Here is a 17,225-nt window from a genome sequence, read left to right on the forward strand (position 1 = left end):
CCTCCTTGAACTTAAGATGGTTATGCTGCGTTATCTGCAGCAGGATTATCAGGTAACTCGTTAGTTTTGCTTTCATCCCAAGCTTGACTGCTTAGCCTTGGTACTTTAAACGCAAGTGTTGACACTCGATTCACAATATCCTGGATCACTAAATACACAGCAGGTACCAAGAGTAAGCTAACAAGTGTGGCGAATAGCACGCCAAAAGCCAGTGATATGGCCATTGGGATCAAAAATTGTGCTTGTAAGCCCGTTTCACTCATGATCGGTACTAAGCCGATAAATGTAGTGAGAGAGGTCAGAATAATAGGACGAAACCGGCGTACGCCAGCACTCGTGATAGCGGTTTCGAGTGACTCGCCTTGTGCTCGTTTTTCATTAATATAGTCAATCAGCACCAAGTTATCATTCACCACAATACCGCTCACGGCGACCATACCAATAAAAGACCATAAGGTAACGTCAACGCCCAATAATAAATGCCCTAACAAGGAGCCAACTAAGCCAAACGGGATAGCAAACATCACCAATAATGGTTGGGTGTAAGAGTTAAATAAAATAGCCATCACTAAATACATCGCAATTAATGCCAGTAAATAACTGCGGGTTAAAATATCCACAAATTCGACAATACTCTTTTGCTTACCCGCTTTCGACCACTTAACTGCAGTCGTATTGGTGAGCTGCTGTAAAAAACCAGCCTCTAAATCTGCAATCACGGCCTTGGTACTATTTTTCCCAGGGTCGACAAATGCTGACACTGAAATAACGCGATTTCGTTCATAACGTTTAATATTATGATCTGCCGATTCATAGCTTACATCAGCGATAGTAAACAGCGGCACGCCTTCTCCACTGGGCAATTGAATATGCATGTTTTCTAGATGCCACAATGAACTGCTTGCCGCTTTGGGGTAGCGAACCTGCACTTTAACTTCATCTTCACCACGTGGCATGCTCAGTACTTCAACACCTAAATAAGCCTGCTGAACCTGCCGCCCCAACGCGCTTAGCGTCAATCCCATATCTCGGGCGACAGGTTTTAATGCCAACTGTACCTGCCTTGAACTACGTTGTTGCGAGTCTTGAATATCGTACACCCCTTCAAATCGAGCCATCACTTGCTTTAACGCCTCTGCTTGCAGTGCAAGGTCGTCTAAATTACGGCTCGATAATTCAATGTTGATATCAGCACTTGGCGGGGTGAGATCGGAAACAAAACTTAATTCAATGCTGTCTTCAATTTCACTAACAGCATCACGCCAACGGCTAATAATGTCAGTGCCGGACATCATGCGATCGTTGGAGACCGATAATTCCAAATACACTCTGCCAACATGATCATCTGTGGCCGCTTGCGACTCACGTGAATATTTACTGCTCGGAGCCACAACAGAGTAAACATGAGCAATCGCAGACCGCCCCTGTTCATCAACCAATTCATGTTGTAACGCTAAGGCTTCTTTTTCAATTTTCAATAATGCTAATTTGGTTTTCTGTGGATTACTGCCTTCTGCAAACGTCACATTAGCGTAGGCTATATCCCCTTCAATAGCCGAAAATAAAACGGTTTTTAACCAACCACTGGACAGTAAAATTAAAGAGATAAAAAATAACCCAATAAAGCCAAGTATATAACTCCAACGCCAGCGTAATACATGATCGAGAAAAGGTTTATATTGGCGGATAACGAAGGCTTCTAATGCGCAAGAAAACTGGGGTTGCATGCGTTCTAATAACCTGCCAAGCATTTTAATGTTGTTCATCTGTGGATTTTTATTTTCAGGCGCTAGGCTTGCAAGTTGACTCGCATTTGGGCGTTCAGGTTGATGACTTAAATGTGCCGGTAAGATAAACAACGATTCAAACAATGAAAACAATAACGTGGTAATTACGACTACGGGAATAACCTGCATCAATTTACCTTCTGGCCCAGGTAGAAATAGCAGCGGCATAAAAGCAATAACACTGGTGATAATGGCAAAAGTGATCGGTTTCGCCACTTTATAAGTGCCCTCTATCGCCCCTTCAACGCCTTTATTACCTGTTGCTTGTTCGGTGTAAATACTTTCCCCAACAACAATCGCATCATCAACGACAATACCCAGCACCAATAAAAAAGCAAACAACGAAATAATATTAATCGAACCATCAAAAACCGGTAACAACCAAAAAGCCCCCATAAATGAAATAGGGATCCCTAAACTTACCCAAAATGATAAACGCCAGTTCAAAAACAACAGCAAGATGACAAATAACAAACACAAGCCGCTAAACACATTACCCACCAATAAATCGATACGACTCATGAATAACTTGGAGTCGTCTTGCCAAACATACAAACTAATCCCTTCTGGCAGATAGATTTTTGGCGCCTGCACATACTTATTTATCGCGTCTGCAACATCGTTGATATTCTGATCACCAACACGATATACATCCAAAGAAACAGCGCTTTTACCATCAAGTTGTGCCATGGTGCCTTCATCACGAAAGCCGTCATTAATCGTAGCAATATCACTGAGTAAGATCCGCCCACCATCTTCACTCGCTTGCAGGATAATACTGGCAAAATCATCCGCATTTTCAATTTTACCTAAGGTTTGGATCAGTATGTCGCCCTGCTCTGTGGCTAAACTACCACCGGGTAAATCAAGTGCTGTGGCTTTTAATGTATTCACCACATCTTCAAATTTTAAGTTGTATTGCGCCAAACTTTCTTCAGATAAGGCGATGCTGATCTCATAAGGCCTCGTGTTTTGCAATTTAATAACCGAAATGACAGGCTCTTCTAACAGATCTAAGCGAATATTCTCAGCCAAACGCTTTAATGCCCACTCATCGCCACCGCCTGAAATAATCAGTTTGGCGACGCGATAGCGTTCAATCAATTCGCTCACAACAGGCTTAGTCACTTCATCAGGAAATGAGTTGATGCTTTCAATTCTTGATTTAACTTCATCCAATACTGCTTTAATATTATAACCATCCGCAATATCAATAGTGGTATAACAAGAACCAGAACGAGCGAACGAGGTTAAATCCAGTGTTCCTGCGATATCATAAACAACGGCTTCAATACGGGTACAAACAACAGCCTCGACCTCTCGCGGTGCTGCACCTGGATATAATGTCGAAATGGCAATACGTTCTAATGACACGCCAGGGATCAATTCTTTCCGAGTATCAGGTAATGCTAAAAAACCAAGCGCAATGATCACCATCATAATCAAATTAGCAGCGACTCTATTATGCGCAAACCAAGCAATTAATGCCTTCATGAGCGCACCTCGCTCGGTGATATTATATCATTTAGCGCATTTTCTAGACCCAAGTCTAGCTCTAAACCGATCACGTTCAATTTCATCCCATCAACAGCAACGTCAAGTGGGGTTAATATCAGTTTATCGCCAGCGCTTAAACCACCGGTGATATAGACCTGTTCTTTACCTTGATGCAGAATATCGACCATTACAATGCGAAGGCGTTTCTCGGAGTCCAGCAGCCATACTTTATTATCATTACGTAATGCTAGACGCGGGATAATAACCACATTTTCAAACTCTCGGCCAGCAATCTCGGCCGTCACAAATCGCCCGGGTTGTAAATACAGCGGTTGTTCGGGATCGTTTAATACCTCAGCAACCACATACTGTAACCTATTCTCGGCTAAGCCACCTTCAGTCCCGGTTATCAGCCCTTGCCATTGATATTTTTTATCATTCACATTGACCGACAGAGTGACCCTCGTATTTTTCCCTGTTGTTGCATCCACAGCCGTGAGCGTTTTTTTATCATGGCTAAATGCGGACACTTTAAAGGGCAGATCCATTAAGGTTAAATATTTATCTGCAACTGGCAGTCGCACGTGCATTTTATCTAACGAATATATCTCACCAATGATTTCACCGGAGTTAACTAATTGGCCTTGGCCAACATTAACTGTTTTAACACGACCAGAAAACGGCGCTTTAATCACGCTACGCTCTACTTTGATATTCGCTAAACGTAAATCTGCCTCAGCCGCCTTAACCCGACTTTTTGCATCATTAATTTGTGGAATGTGACGAGCAAAACGAGTTGCTTTACTCGATACCCCACGCCTTGCCACATGGGCCTTTGCTTTAGCCTCAGCTAAATGCAGTAATGCGCCATCAACGGCTTGCTTCTTTTTGATCACCTCAAGTTGATAAGCTTCATCATCCATCGATAACAACACATCACCAGCATTAAAATAACCACCGGCGGTAAACGTATCAGCAACCGATTTAACCCGTGCTGTCACTTCTGAATTAAGGCTAATTTGCGTTTTAGCGGCAACAATACCGCGGCTAAAAATAGGGATGATCGCATTATCAAAAGCCACATCCATATAGCGAACAGATGGAAAACGATTAATTTCGGGATTCACTTGGCTTTGCGGTCGTATGACAGATAACAGGGTCATACAGATAAAAGTAAGTGCTATAATCGAAAGCGGAGTTGATACTTTTTTATGCCGAATAAATAGTCGTTTCCCCCGTTGCCAGTATGGTCTTAACGTATCTTTAGTTTGCTGTGTACCTTGCTCTATTTTAGGTAACAGGAACTGTTTTAACTTACTGGGCTTAATCGGTTTGTTTGATTTCATCTTTGAGTTAGGCGCTAACTCAATAACTGCGGATTTACTTGTGCCTTCAGTTACACTCATGCTTTCAGTTACATTGGTTTTTTCAGCAGTATTAGAAACAGCATGATTGAGATCATGACTCGGACTCGTCGCAGTTTCTGCTGATACCAGTAAATCTCCTTGTAACAAATGTTGTTTCCAGCACTGCATCACGGACTGGGTTTTTATAATATCGTCGGCAATATACGGGTGTAATTTCAACCCTAAAGACAATTGTTCATGCCAGAGTAAAATACCTGTCGAGACGGGATAATTTTTAGTGCCAATACCACAGCACACCCACAATTCATCTGGATTTACAGGGGGATTATTATCATCTTTAAGGGGCCAATTACCTAAAAAACTAAACGAACCAGCGTAAAACTGACGCTCACTGACATATTGATAAATACGGCGAACACCTTTTTCACCAATGATTTTACCGATATGAGCCTGCCACCAAAGCTGCCAATGGCTTTTGGCTTTGATTTGCTGCTTAACCTGCAATTGAATATCGCGTGGTGCGATCGTATTGTTGAGCAAGACGTTAACCCCAGAGGAGCAATTTCCTGTTTCTGGGACATGAGGAAGAGCACCACGTAAATTAACTGGGTAGAGCCAGTAATAGTCTTGTTGTGATGCAAGTAGTTGTGCTGCGACAGCTCTGTTTAATGCCCAAAATAGATAAATATTTAGGGCGACGCGATGTTTTCTCGCTAACTTTTTAACCTCAAGCGTTTCAGCCTGACTGAAATGGGCATTAACAATAGGGGCGTCATTAGTGTATTGAGTGCTACAGTCAGTATTGGCTAGATTTGTTAGCGCATAATCTGGAAATGTGGTTTTCCAACGAATTTGTTTCGGCCCATCAGATTTACCACCAGCAAAAAGCATCTTCACTTGTTGCCAATGAGAGGGCGTACTTTTTTCCGCTATTTTTGGTAGCTCAAGACATGGGTAATCATGCTCACGTAAAATAGTCGACAGGCCACCAAGGCCGTCCATCTCGCTGTGGGCAAATTCAAACCAATTTATCTCGTCTGTGCTTTTATTGAGTAAACCCACGCTCATTCGGTCGCCGATCCCAAACGCTTTTCTTGCTTGAAACCACATTGCTATATAATCTTTATTTTGGCTACTGTTCATCGGTTAGCTTCCTTGTTAACCAAACTGAATGCCTCGAATAAATCGAAACCTTAAACCTTAAACCTTAAACCTTAAACCTTAAACCTTAAACATCGTCTTTTACAGCCTCGCAGGCTCTAAATATAAAGGGTATGTGTTATCAAAATTACCGCGAGGATCATCATGATAGCTCGCAATAAAATGTTTACTATAAAGTACTTTAGAGCGGTATTGTTCAAGAATACGTTGGCGAGAATCTACCGAGGGTAAACCACAGACAAGTGCCTGATAATTTTGCGCTAAGCAGTCATTATAAATATGCGCTAATAACCGTGAAAATAACTTTTCATCATCATTAATGACTAACAAGCTATGCAATGAAACATAACTGAGTTTATCACCGGCTTTCGGTAGCATCATGCCGCCGAACAATGTCGAGTAAACATTATTTAATAAACGCCCCACCGCCATTAACTTACTGTAAGCAACAAAACGAGTTTGCTTAAAACTACTTTGATCCCAAATGCCCGCCATCGCGACAAGTCGGTTACCTTCAAACATCAAATAATAATTGCTGATGACGAGCCCTCGATAATACTCATCACCGTTTAACAATTTAATAAAATCATAATGCGGGTAAAACTGTTTAGTCTTAGCTTGCTGCTCAAAGAACTCTTGCATCAACTCAATATCATTATGATCTGCTTTACGGATGTTAAACTTACTTTGCTGAGTAAGACTAGGTAGAGCCAAACGTGGTCGAGTTAAACCCTGGCGAATTACACGGGGTCTCGTTAAATACAACATATGCGTTGTCATTTCACCAAAGTCATAATAGGTAGGCGTAATACTACGCCCACTACCAATCGAATTTAAAGAGGCATTATTATCACTTAGGATCACAGTTTGCATCCAATCCTTGCCCATTGCTTGGCGATAACATTTCAATAAGTTAAATAGGGTTCGGCCACTTTTGAAGTCAGGGTGGATCCGTAAGTCATTACCATAACGTACTTTCTGACGACTACCATTCACATAAACATCACGATGGCCAATACTAAAAATAGCAGCGACACGCTCACTTTCACGTTCAATCGCGACCCAAACATCCGGTGTCTGAGTCACTATGTTAGTGGCCATAAAAAAATCAGGTTTGCGCTCAAAATTAATCGTAATAGCCCCAGTTTGAGGCGTTGCTGCAATTAACGCGATCAGTTCATCAGAATCTTTCGTTTGTGCAGGTCTTGTATCGAATCTGCTTGCCATTTATATTACCTCTACGACTTAATGAAGCTTTATACATTGTATTAATGAAATATTGATGATGTAGCGGATGCATAACCCGACTGCCTATGCCGCAACAGCCTCCAGAAATATATCTGGCATGTCTATATCCCAAAGTACTAACGGCTCAATTTTGATATTGCCAACAACCATGCCACGCGCTTCACAGCGAGAATAATATAATTCTCGTGCATTCTGACTGCAACATACCTTGAGTGTATCAAGCTGGCCAAGATCCCTCGCCAGTTGATAATGAAAACAAGCCTGCAGCTCCGCTTCCGCATTAGCAGCAATTTGCTGCATTTCCAATTCAGAAATATGACTATTCGGTTCACACAGTAAAAGATAAAATGGTTTTTCATTCTCGTTATTGACTGGCATAGCAAACATAGTTATCGCTGTTAAGCGCGGATTTTGCTCCGCAGAGTGCATGACTTCAAGCGCGATCTCTGGGCTCATTTTCTCCCCAACAAGATCAATACCATCCAAGCGACCTAAAAATTCAAAACAAGGACAATCTTGCAGAAAACCACTGACCCGTAATTTATCTTTCATTGCATAACGCAACAACCCACTGCCAGTCGTTAATACAGGCCTGACAATTTGATCTTGTTTTAACTGCCAAGCTGGAAACACTTCTTCAGTATCAAGGTCTATAAATTCATAAAAATGGCTGCATATGGCTAATGGATATTGTCCTTGAAAAGGAATGCTGACAACCCCCTCGGTTGCCCATAACCCCTTGCCTTGAAATTCCCCCTGTGGCAGTAAGTTTTTCAATTTATTCGCCCATGTCATAGATGACGACGTATCCCATGCGCTAACCAAAGCCAACTTCGGCCAAATTTGTTGTAATAACTCGCCAGAAATACTGCCCTTCCATTGCAGTAGCATCTCTGCCACGTGTTGTGATTTAGGGCATTTAAGTCCCGGTAAGGCAGTCGCTCGATTGCCCCACTTACCCGTTGCCAATACAGATACCAGCTCTAATTTATGCTTAATAATATTATCAAATAAGGTCAGTGCAAAAGTCGGGCTCCATACCGACAGAAAAGTTAAGGATTTATCCGCCAGTAAATAGCATAAAGTGGCAAACTGAGAATCTTCCGATGTTTCCGCTAAAGACACACCTTCAGGTACCGAACTTGTTAATCCCGTAAATACTCTTTTCCACCAAGGCAGTAATTTTAAATCATCATTCACCGCCCCAGATATTGTTCGTCTCAGCTCTGTTGGCACCCAAGACAATGACCAATAGTGCGTTCCTTTAAGCATGCCAGGATTACCTTTATACATGTCCACCATCCAAGGCGAAATGGCTGCATCAAGTTCATTTAAAAATGATTGTGTATAAGGGATCCACTTTATTTTTGAGGTTGAACCACTGGTCGGTTGAAATCGCTCATTCGTCTCAACACTCAGCTCTTGGCTACTACCTGACCTCGCCTTTTCGATTTGTTCAGCCCAATCCTCATACTCGGTGATAGGTACCTTACGGATAAACTCCTCATAAAATAGTGACGTGGATAGATTGTATTTTTTACCTGATACACTCGGCACGATCACTTTTAACAACGCGCTTAACTTTTCACGTTGCACAGCCTGTGGATGCGCTAAGGCTGTACAAAATTGTTTGTATCCATGTAAGCTCAAATTGCTTGCTACTTTATGGGTGAGCTTATGTACTACCTTACGGCTGATACCATTTATTAACGTCATTACATCCTCCTACTTAACTAAGCGACGAGTTAAACTGATAAGTCCTAAATCCCAATTAATATTGTTTTTTTGCAAAATCTTAGCAAACGATTTACGCGTAAAATAGGTAAACATGGATACATTAATTTGGCCAATACAAGGCAGTTCCTTACCCTCACGCCAATCCGGATTACGGTCTTCAAAGAAGCCAATTTTAGGTACTGTTCGCTTCAACTCTGAGGTTATCTCTGCCACTTCACCACGTAACTTTTGATAGTCGCCACCGAAGTCTAAAATTTGCTGCTGTTCATCAAAGTAACTTGGGTACAGATGCTGGCAATATTGATCGACAACAGATGACAGTTCATCGAACTTGCCTTCATGATGGGGGTAATGTTTTGGGAAGTTATTGGCGAGTAATAAATAGGTTTTGTAGCCTTTAGAAATAAGTAGCCAGAATAACGGCGTGAGTGGGTCTCGCAGTTTTTCTTTTAATAGTACTTTAACAAAACAGAGCATCGGCTTATTGGTTCCCCAATATTGGCGTTCTAAAATGGTATCACCACTAAAGATACCTTTGACCTCTTTACCTTTAAGCTTAAAGCGTAATGTTTTTAATGTACTGAAGCCAACAATTCGCTTTGATTTATTTTCACGGATCAAAATCAAACCATCTTTTTCAGACAAGTCATCAATGAATGTTGAAAAATCAGCATTGTGATAATACTGAATAAAGAGTGTATGCATTTCCTTTACTTGCTGGATAGAAATGCGATCTAATGTAATGTAATCCGCTGATATCTTCTGTTTTGTCGTTTCCATTTGTGACCCAATCCTTGGCAAATGTGTAAGTGTAAGAGTAAAGTAAATGTACTCTCATTCAATCTCAAGCCATCCTTAGCTTGCTGTCTTTTAGAATATCCAGTAAATAGATAGCCGGATGTAATCTTAAAGTAAAATGAATGTATCACTAAAATATGCTCGCTTGAAGACAAGCAAAATACCTTAAAGAAGCATGATAACCGGGCATAGATTAGCGATAAAGGCTAGATTGGCGAGTGGCAACAGTTTAAATTTCATCAAAGTACCCATTAAACAGATAAAGATGCCATAACTGTCATTTTTAAAACTTCAGCGCCGACAATTATATCTGCCTAAAAGTGACTGTTGTCACAGGAAAATATGCATCGCTATAGAATAAATGATCTAATTATTAATAAGTTAGCACTAGTGTTAATTGGTACTTTTTAAATAATAATCACAATGAGTTAACACGTAATGATTATAAGGCATGAATCATTCTCATGACTCAGATACTGCATGTTCAGATTGGCAACGCCAACAAATATCAAATGAAGCATCATTTTGTTCAGCACATTGTTGACAAAACCAATCGGGATCACCCGCTCTACTTTGCATTGCCGAAATAATCTCAAGCGCGCGTTCAAGTTCATTATCATTAATCACCCAGAGTTCCATCCAAGCATCAAATGCAGATACTTCGCCTACTGCACCAGATGAAAACTCATTTTTAAGCACCACGTCAATGCTATGTGATTCGATGATATTCTTAACGTTGTTTACTAGAAAACCGTTCTCATGGGTATAAATTAATTTCATCTGATTTACTCCATCTAGATCCTATAGATTATGCGTTAGCCTTTATCCCGAGGTGCACCTTCATCGCACTTTTTACAGCCGAGCTCAAAACCTAACATAGCTCCACGACCTTCAATGGTGATAACCCAAGGGCGACAAAACCAAGGTGGATTGTGACGAACATGCTGAAAATGATCGCAAGCGAGTTCAGCGACCCAATCATCCTCTTCATCTTTATGGTAACCAACAATAGGTTGCTGCATGATTTCTCCTATAAACGCCAATACAGTCTTCAATAACATTAGCAATAAAATATGTCATGCATCGAGCACTAACACAGTAATCAAATTTACACTAAATAACGCCATAAAGGATATAGAATAATTGAGTTATTATTATATTATCAGTACAATGCACACCTCTTCGAAAATGTTAAGTAATTACCCATAACAGCGCATTAATGCCAACTTTCATGCGTAAATACCACGAGTTCGTATCAATTTACACGATTAGGAATACATAATGCTCGTCGAAACCTTACTGCCCTTCATGGCCATTATTGCTGTCGCGACCTACGTACAAAGTGTCGCTGGATTTGCTTTAGGCATGATAGTAATGGGGACAGTGACCACGTTTAACTTAGTGCCCATCGCATTCACCTCGGTCGTGATCAGCTTTGTTACCTTGATTAACAGTATCTTCATTTTGAAAGGTTGTTTTCAACAACTCAACAGGCGTTTAGTGCTGCTGACGGTTGCGGGGATGCTGCCAGGTTTAATGATTGGCTTAACATTACTTGAATATTTAAGTAATGAATACAATCAGATATTACAAAATATTCTTGGCATCGCAATTATTGGTGCTGGTATTAGCATGATTTTAAAATCACCACACAAAGACCGTAAGCAATCTCATGAAAGCATGTTCTTTGGTGCAGGTACTGCGTCGGGTATTCTAACGGGCATGTTTAGTATGGGCGGTCCACCTTTGGTTTATATCTTCTACCGCCAACCGTTTACCCTTAACCTTATTCGGTTATATCTGTTAAGCATTTTCTTTGTTAGTTCAGTAAGCCGTATCACTATGGTTGGGATTCAAGGTGGATTAACGAGTGACATGCTCTTGTTCTCCGTTATTTGTATTCCTGTCGTACTGAGTATGAGCTGGGTTGCTAAGCATTACCCACCACCAATAAGCCTAGATACCATGCGTAAATTCGCCTTTTGTTTATTGATGATTATCGGCTGTAGCTTACTGTTTAGCTAACATAACTCAGGGGGCTGGCTAAAAATCACACAATATTGTTTCACGTAATAACATTGCGTATTTTATGGCTGACAATGACATAGCAATCAACCGCTTAAACTTCATCAAAACACTCAATAACAAGGCGTGGTTTAATACCGGATATCGGTCACTCAAAACCACGCAATAACAGTTGAACCATAGGCGTAAATGCGGTTTAATCGCGCCAACTTTTGGCTAACCGCAAACAATTTTACGACCATGTTACAGTTCCTATTTTTATCGACATTTGTTTTATTTTCATCAAACAGTCTTGCATCTCTACAGCTCCAAGCTGACTATGTCTTAGTGAACAAATCAGCGCGTACTCTGCTACTGCTAAAAGATAACCAGATCATAAAATCTTATTCTATTTCATTAGGTAAAAATCCCATTGGTGCTAAAAGACAACGTGGCGATAAGAAGACACCTGAAGGTATATACAATATCGACTTTAAGAATAGGCAAAGTAAATTCCATTTAAGCCTGCACATCAACTACCCCAATCAATTAGATAAGCAACACTCAGGTAAAGATAATCTTGATCCCGGTGGCAGTATTTATATTCATGGTTTACCAAACAAAAAGCGCAATGCAGGGCTATTAATTGGCTCTGATTGGACAAATGGCTGCATTGCGGTCAGTAATAAAGAAATTCGCGATATCGCCAAATATGTGCCAGACGGTACGCCAATAGAAATAACACCTTAGACGATTTTATATTTGCCCCACTACTTCACTATCACCGTTATTTTTTTCGACATAAGCGGTTTATCATGCGGTACATGCGCATAATTCCCCAACAGTAGCTGTAGAGTGTGTTTACCCGGCTTTAGTGTTATCTCAGTTTCCGTTTGACCACCACCAAAATGACGTACTTTATCTGTCGCTTGTAGCGGTTTAGTCAAATCAGGTAACACCTGCGTATCGATAAGCAAGTGATGATGCGCCGTATTTACGCGATCAATTCCCGCCGGGGCTATGCCCATGCCACTTAAACCAAAGCGAACCGTAAATGTCGGTGATACAGTTGCCCCATCAACCGGACTTATAATGTAAACATTAACACCTGAAGGTGCTGAACTTGCCGGTTCCTGCTTTAATGCGAAGGTATTTGAACTGATCATAAACATAATACAAAACAATGATATTTTTAACATACGTAGCACCTTATTAATGAATGATTCACTATCTCACATTAATTGTAGACCAAGGTTCGAAGATGCCCGACACCAATTCTTATAAGCCACCTTAATCTAGCGATCCTGTTTGAACACTTAATTAATAATATTTTGATAAATTCCTAATCACTTGTATGCAAAAAAATACATGCCTAGAATACGCCCTCTTTGTGATAATGCAGACCTACACTCATATCGATATGTGCTAATGACAGTATGAGCAAACCTTATTTCACGTAATTATCCCAGTTGTATGACAACACCCGCCTTGCCTATACTAGCCATTTTTTGGAGACCTCTCATTAAGCGTATTTACTTATTCTTGCTTATCTTAGCCTCACAACTTGTTTTAATACCGTTGACAGTAAATGCCGACCCGCTCATCAAGTATCAATATCTACCGACCAATAGTGCTGATATGCCTTTCTTTACAACTGAAGAACAGGCAGAACAACGCACGGATGAATATAACAATGCGATCGATGCGATTAATCATGCTTTAGAGACATGCGATAAGAGTCAATGTATAACGTTGAAGCAACGTCAGGCCGATCTAGAATATGCGATTGACGACCACCAAGAGAAAAATGGCAGTTCAATCATGTCTTTACTTGGCGGACCAGCCTACACACCAGAAGTTGGCTTAATGCTTGCGGCCGGAGGCTTATTCTCGTTTAGTACCAATCGTGAAGAACAAACATTACAACGTTCAAGTGTGTCGCTGTTTGCCGTAGGCACCCAAGGCGATGCAGGTGTAGGTTATGGTATTCGTTCAAAGCAAAACTTGTTTTTCGACAATAATGATACGCGCTTTACAGGAACTCTCACATTCAGTGATGATGCCGAAAACTACTGGGGTGTGGGTTACGATAAAGGTAAAGCGCAAGATTCATCCGCCGATACCTTGATGCGAAATACCGCACTGACCTATGACGCTAATTTGTCGTTTAAAAACGATTATGGTTTCTATTTTGGTCCTGCTTTACGGCTGAAATATTACCAAGCAGATGAAGACGAGATCCCGCTTACAGCACAACAAGATGACGATTTTAACGAATTTAAAGACAAACCCTTATCCATAGGTTTGGGTGTCACATTAAATTACGATACCCGAGATGTCACCGTTAACGCATGGCAAGGTCAGTACTTCAATTTTGAATACATTAATTACGGTTCTAATATCGGTAGTGACAATGATTACCAAAAGGCGCTGATCGATTATCGTTATTACCACAGCTTTAATCCAGGTCGTGTCATCGCCTTTTACAATGCGCTGCAATGGAGTAATGGTGATGTGCCATTTTACGATATGCCGACACTTGGTGGCAGTTTCTCGCTGCGTGGCTTATACGCCGGTCGATTTAGAGACAATAATGCCATTGAGCATACGAGTGAATATCGCCACACATTCTTACGCGACAACGGTAATTTATCTGCCCACGGCATGACGGTATGGGCAGGTATTGGCTCTGTTGCAGGTGATGCAGATAGTAGCCACTTATATGAAAATTTATTGTATAGCTACGGGTTTGGCTATCGCTATGAATTACAACCAAGAATGAATGTACGCATAGACTTCGGATTCAGTGCTGATGATAGCGGCTTTTTCCTTACTTTTACTGAAGCATTTTGATCACGACAAGCACTTTATATTTTTAACCTTTGGATTTTTTCAACACGATGAAACGAATAACACTTACTTTATTAACGGCTTTAACAGCGCCACTCACTTTTGCAAACAATACAGATTCTGTGGCACAAGCTGATACAGCAAGCAGTAATGCGTTATTCCCACCGTTATTTGATGTGCAAGATGATACTATATTTGGTTTACCGTCTCTTATGTCTCAAGATATGTCTCAAGAGCAAAATGCAGCGATCCTGACGCAGGAGGATATTGAAAGTAAAACATCAAAATTAGATCTTCCAATAGCAGATAAAAAAACAGCTAATCCAGGGAAGAAATGGGAACACGCTTTACCCTTTTTTGCTGAAGACGTCATCATGAATGGTTATGACCTACCGCTGCCATTTGGTATCAGTATTATTTATGCCAACGTCCAACAGGATATGACGCTAACTGACTTATCGGTTGGTTACGGTGGTGGGCCAAAGTATGACATCGATTTTGTTTCGTTTGATAACACCGAATCCAATACCCATACCCCACAGTTGAAGTTAGATGCTTGGGTATTACCTTTTATGAATGTATTTGCCACAGTCGGTAAATTAACGGGAACTGTCGGTATTAACTTTGCTATTGATGGTAATCAAGCATTAGCGCAATTGGGGACAGATTGTTCATCAAGAATAAAGCCGCCAGAATGCTATCTACTGACAGACCAACGTCTTGAAGTCGAAGACATTGAAGCTAGCTTAACCGGGATGTCTTACGGTGCGGGTATGATGTTTGTTGGCGGTTGGAACAGTTACTTTATTTCCGTGCCAGTTACATTCACTTGGACCGATATGGATCGCAGTGACACCGAGGGTTATGTGGTCAATGTGCTACCAAGAGTTGGTAAGCAATTTCAGTTTAATAACGGCTCAAGCTTATCGCTGTACGTCGGCACCAGTTATTTAAAAAGCCAGTTAACGCTGTCAGGTTCGCAGCCTATTCCAGGTACAGATCAAAGCATTGATTATAAAGTCGAGCAAGAGAATGTCGATAAATGGATGGGACTGGTCGGCGGTAGTTATAACTTAAGTAAACACTGGATGGTGGCTTTTGAGTATGGCGGCATCGGTGGCGCGAGTCGCCAGCAATTTATTACCAACCTGTCTTATCGTTATTAACCATTTGTCGCTGTATTAGACTAATATTGAAGAGATTGATTATAGGGATATGGAGTATCCATGCAATTAGAAAGGAAATTGAAGAGCATCACTCGACTAGGAGTTGTTATCGTGATGGTTACCTGTTTCTCTGCATTCAACGTTATTGTCCATGCCAAGCCTTCAGCAAAAGTTAAATCAACCCTAAATCGTGCAGAAACGCCGAATAAGGTGACAGAAAAATTAATCCTGCCGTATTTATTTTCTACAGACTCAATGGGGTTAAATATAGGCGTCGGTGGTATGGTCAGCGGTTATTATCAAGATCAAATGACCATAGGTGGTGCGGCATTTGGTGGTGACGTAAGTTATGGCGTTGGCGCCGGTGTTTGGGATTATCGCTTACCAAAAACAGACCGCTTATACTTTAGCATATTAGGCATGCTGGGGTACTATCCTGATCAACGAGCTTATGCCAGCCCCAGAGATATCTACACTCCGATTAGCGATCCATTAGCTGGCAGTAATGATTCATCGAACGACAATTATATAGAAGCTAATGGGTCGTCAAATTGGTGGGAAATGAAATTAGAGTTTTCATTGCCCATCGGCGCGACCCGAAATCAGGGGATGGTTAACTATGAAACTAGCCGTGGTTTATTAACCTCTGAGCCAACTGGCGGTGAATCATGGAATCCATTAGACACCGGTGCATCAGTATTAATTCTAAGGCAGTTTAATCGCTACCAAAGCTTCGAAACTGGACCAGATGCGATTGATGGCACTATCCATGCTTTTGAACTGGGGTTATTATACAACAATACTGACTTTGCAATTAATCCCTCAACTGGCAGTAGCCAATATATTGCCATAACCCACGATCCTGCTTGGCTCGATTCCGATCGTCGATGGACATTCATTGATCTCGAAATGAGTAAATATGTCTCGCTTGGACAATCTGAAGGTGCATCACAACGTATTATCGCAATGAATTTTTGGACTGGTTATTCACCGTCTTGGCAGCTTGAGTATGATAATGCCGGTGGTCAACAAGTGACTAATTCAGCACCGTATAATGAAGGCGCTACATTAGGCGGCTTCTATCGTATGCGTGGTTATGACCAAAATAGATTTCATGATAAAGCGGCTATTTATGGTAGCCTAGAATATCGTTATACCTTTAAACATAACCCAATTGCAGATATACGCTGGTTGAAATTCTTACGCCTTGATTGGTTTCAGTTAGTCGGCTTTGCTGAAGCTGGACAAGTAGCGGATGCTTATACCAGCGACGCATTATTTGCGGATATAAAAACTGATGTAGGTGTTTCTTTACGCTCCTTAATGGCAGGTATGGTGATCAGAGCAGATATTGCCGTTTCCGATGAAAGCACTAACCTATGGTTGATGGTAGACCATCCTTTCTAAATCAACGATGAAATATACTTAACAGCAACAAACAGTATCACTTCATCACACGATGACACCTCGCGCAGTATGATTTAGCTTCCGAAAACATCACAAAATAATACCTACATAGTAAAACATAACAAATCTAGTTGTTCATTATTGAATGCTTTCAGCACCTTGAATTAACCTAAGTGCACACCTAGAATACCCCCTCTTTAGAA

General features: G+C 41.0%; 13 protein-coding genes. 5 read left to right on the top strand and 8 right to left on the bottom strand.

All coding sequences use genetic code 11. From position 1 onward, the window contains the following. Positions 1 to 20: 20 nt before the first annotated feature. The 7 genes from FR932_RS08910 to FR932_RS08940 form a co-directional block, all read right to left on the bottom strand. Complete coding sequence (locus FR932_RS08910; protein WP_019441874.1) at positions 21 to 3,281, bottom strand: efflux RND transporter permease subunit; 3,261 nt, start codon at positions 3,279 to 3,281, stop codon at positions 21 to 23. Then, positions 3,278 to 5,794: an efflux RND transporter periplasmic adaptor subunit gene (locus FR932_RS08915; RefSeq protein ID WP_019441873.1), complete on the bottom strand. Its 2,517-nt coding sequence runs from the start codon at positions 5,792 to 5,794 to the stop codon at positions 3,278 to 3,280. The genes FR932_RS08910 and FR932_RS08915 overlap by 4 nt, the downstream gene beginning before the upstream one ends. 99 nt (positions 5,795 to 5,893) lie before the next feature. Further along, on the bottom strand, positions 5,894 to 7,039 hold the full coding sequence (locus FR932_RS08920; RefSeq protein WP_019441872.1) for a hypothetical protein: 1,146 nt from the start codon (positions 7,037 to 7,039) through the stop codon (positions 5,894 to 5,896). An 84-nt stretch (positions 7,040 to 7,123) separates the two neighbouring features. Continuing rightward, positions 7,124 to 8,776: a GH3 family acyl-acid amido synthetase gene (locus tag FR932_RS08925; RefSeq protein WP_019441871.1), complete on the bottom strand. Its 1,653-nt coding sequence runs from the start codon at positions 8,774 to 8,776 to the stop codon at positions 7,124 to 7,126. 9 nt (positions 8,777 to 8,785) lie between these two features. After that, positions 8,786 to 9,577 (bottom strand): hypothetical protein, encoded by a 792-nt coding sequence (locus FR932_RS08930; protein ID WP_019441870.1) that lies wholly within the window; start codon positions 9,575 to 9,577, stop codon positions 8,786 to 8,788. A gap of 480 nt (positions 9,578 to 10,057) precedes the next feature. After that, positions 10,058 to 10,375, bottom strand: coding sequence for a putative signal transducing protein (locus FR932_RS08935; protein WP_019441869.1), 318 nt, complete (start codon positions 10,373 to 10,375; stop codon positions 10,058 to 10,060). A 35-nt stretch (positions 10,376 to 10,410) separates the two neighbouring features. Continuing rightward, positions 10,411 to 10,617 (bottom strand): DUF3565 domain-containing protein, encoded by a 207-nt coding sequence (locus tag FR932_RS08940; protein ID WP_019441868.1) that lies wholly within the window; start codon positions 10,615 to 10,617, stop codon positions 10,411 to 10,413. A gap of 259 nt (positions 10,618 to 10,876) precedes the next feature. Here FR932_RS08940 and FR932_RS08945 point away from each other — a divergent pair, with 259 nt between their 5' ends. Next, entirely contained in the window at positions 10,877 to 11,620 is a 744-nt protein-coding gene (locus FR932_RS08945) for a sulfite exporter TauE/SafE family protein (RefSeq protein ID WP_019441867.1), read from the top strand. A gap of 189 nt (positions 11,621 to 11,809) precedes the next feature. Further along, positions 11,810 to 12,349, top strand: a complete 540-nt coding sequence (locus FR932_RS08950; protein ID WP_019441866.1) for a L,D-transpeptidase family protein — start codon at positions 11,810 to 11,812, stop codon at positions 12,347 to 12,349. A 20-nt stretch (positions 12,350 to 12,369) separates the two neighbouring features. Here FR932_RS08950 and FR932_RS08955 read toward each other — a convergent pair whose 3' ends face one another. After that, a complete protein-coding gene (locus tag FR932_RS08955) occupies positions 12,370 to 12,798 on the bottom strand; it encodes a DUF4399 domain-containing protein (RefSeq protein WP_019441865.1) in 429 nt (142 codons plus the stop codon). A gap of 274 nt (positions 12,799 to 13,072) precedes the next feature. On the opposite strand from FR932_RS08955, the gene FR932_RS08960 reads away from it, so the two are divergent. From FR932_RS08960 to FR932_RS08970, 3 genes are all read left to right on the top strand, one after another. Then, the gene (locus FR932_RS08960) at positions 13,073 to 14,452 is read left to right on the top strand and encodes a BamA/TamA family outer membrane protein (protein ID WP_019441864.1); all 1,380 of its coding nucleotides are present in this window, start codon (positions 13,073 to 13,075) and stop codon (positions 14,450 to 14,452) included. A 47-nt stretch (positions 14,453 to 14,499) separates the two neighbouring features. After that, on the top strand, positions 14,500 to 15,615 hold the full coding sequence (locus FR932_RS08965) for a hypothetical protein (protein WP_019441863.1): 1,116 nt from the start codon (positions 14,500 to 14,502) through the stop codon (positions 15,613 to 15,615). A 114-nt stretch (positions 15,616 to 15,729) separates the two neighbouring features. Then, the gene (locus FR932_RS08970) at positions 15,730 to 17,022 is read left to right on the top strand and encodes a BamA/TamA family outer membrane protein (protein ID WP_019441862.1); all 1,293 of its coding nucleotides are present in this window, start codon (positions 15,730 to 15,732) and stop codon (positions 17,020 to 17,022) included. Positions 17,023 to 17,225 lie beyond the last annotated feature (203 nt).

This window comes from Moritella marina ATCC 15381, assembly GCF_008931805.1.
In the GTDB taxonomy this organism is placed as follows: Bacteria; Pseudomonadota; Gammaproteobacteria; order Enterobacterales; family Moritellaceae; genus Moritella; species Moritella marina.

Excerpts from the sequence above, each read along its gene's own strand:
- FR932_RS08910 (WP_019441874.1), bottom strand. The coding sequence starts at position 3,281 with ATGAAGGCATTAATTGCTTGGTTTGCGCATAATAGAGTCGCTGCTAAT.
- FR932_RS08915 (WP_019441873.1), bottom strand. The coding sequence starts at position 5,794 with ATGAACAGTAGCCAAAATAAAGATTATATAGCAATGTGGTTTCAAGCA.
- FR932_RS08920 (WP_019441872.1), bottom strand. The coding sequence starts at position 7,039 with ATGGCAAGCAGATTCGATACAAGACCTGCACAAACGAAAGATTCTGAT.
- FR932_RS08925 (WP_019441871.1), bottom strand. The coding sequence starts at position 8,776 with ATGACGTTAATAAATGGTATCAGCCGTAAGGTAGTACATAAGCTCACC.
- FR932_RS08930 (WP_019441870.1), bottom strand. The coding sequence starts at position 9,577 with ATGGAAACGACAAAACAGAAGATATCAGCGGATTACATTACATTAGAT.
- FR932_RS08935 (WP_019441869.1), bottom strand. The coding sequence starts at position 10,375 with ATGAAATTAATTTATACCCATGAGAACGGTTTTCTAGTAAACAACGTT.
- FR932_RS08940 (WP_019441868.1), bottom strand. The coding sequence starts at position 10,617 with ATGCAGCAACCTATTGTTGGTTACCATAAAGATGAAGAGGATGATTGG.
- FR932_RS08945 (WP_019441867.1), top strand. The coding sequence starts at position 10,877 with ATGCTCGTCGAAACCTTACTGCCCTTCATGGCCATTATTGCTGTCGCG.
- FR932_RS08950 (WP_019441866.1), top strand. The coding sequence starts at position 11,810 with ATGCGGTTTAATCGCGCCAACTTTTGGCTAACCGCAAACAATTTTACG.
- FR932_RS08955 (WP_019441865.1), bottom strand. The coding sequence starts at position 12,798 with ATGTTAAAAATATCATTGTTTTGTATTATGTTTATGATCAGTTCAAAT.
- FR932_RS08960 (WP_019441864.1), top strand. The coding sequence starts at position 13,073 with ATGACAACACCCGCCTTGCCTATACTAGCCATTTTTTGGAGACCTCTC.
- FR932_RS08965 (WP_019441863.1), top strand. The coding sequence starts at position 14,500 with ATGAAACGAATAACACTTACTTTATTAACGGCTTTAACAGCGCCACTC.
- FR932_RS08970 (WP_019441862.1), top strand. The coding sequence starts at position 15,730 with ATGGTTACCTGTTTCTCTGCATTCAACGTTATTGTCCATGCCAAGCCT.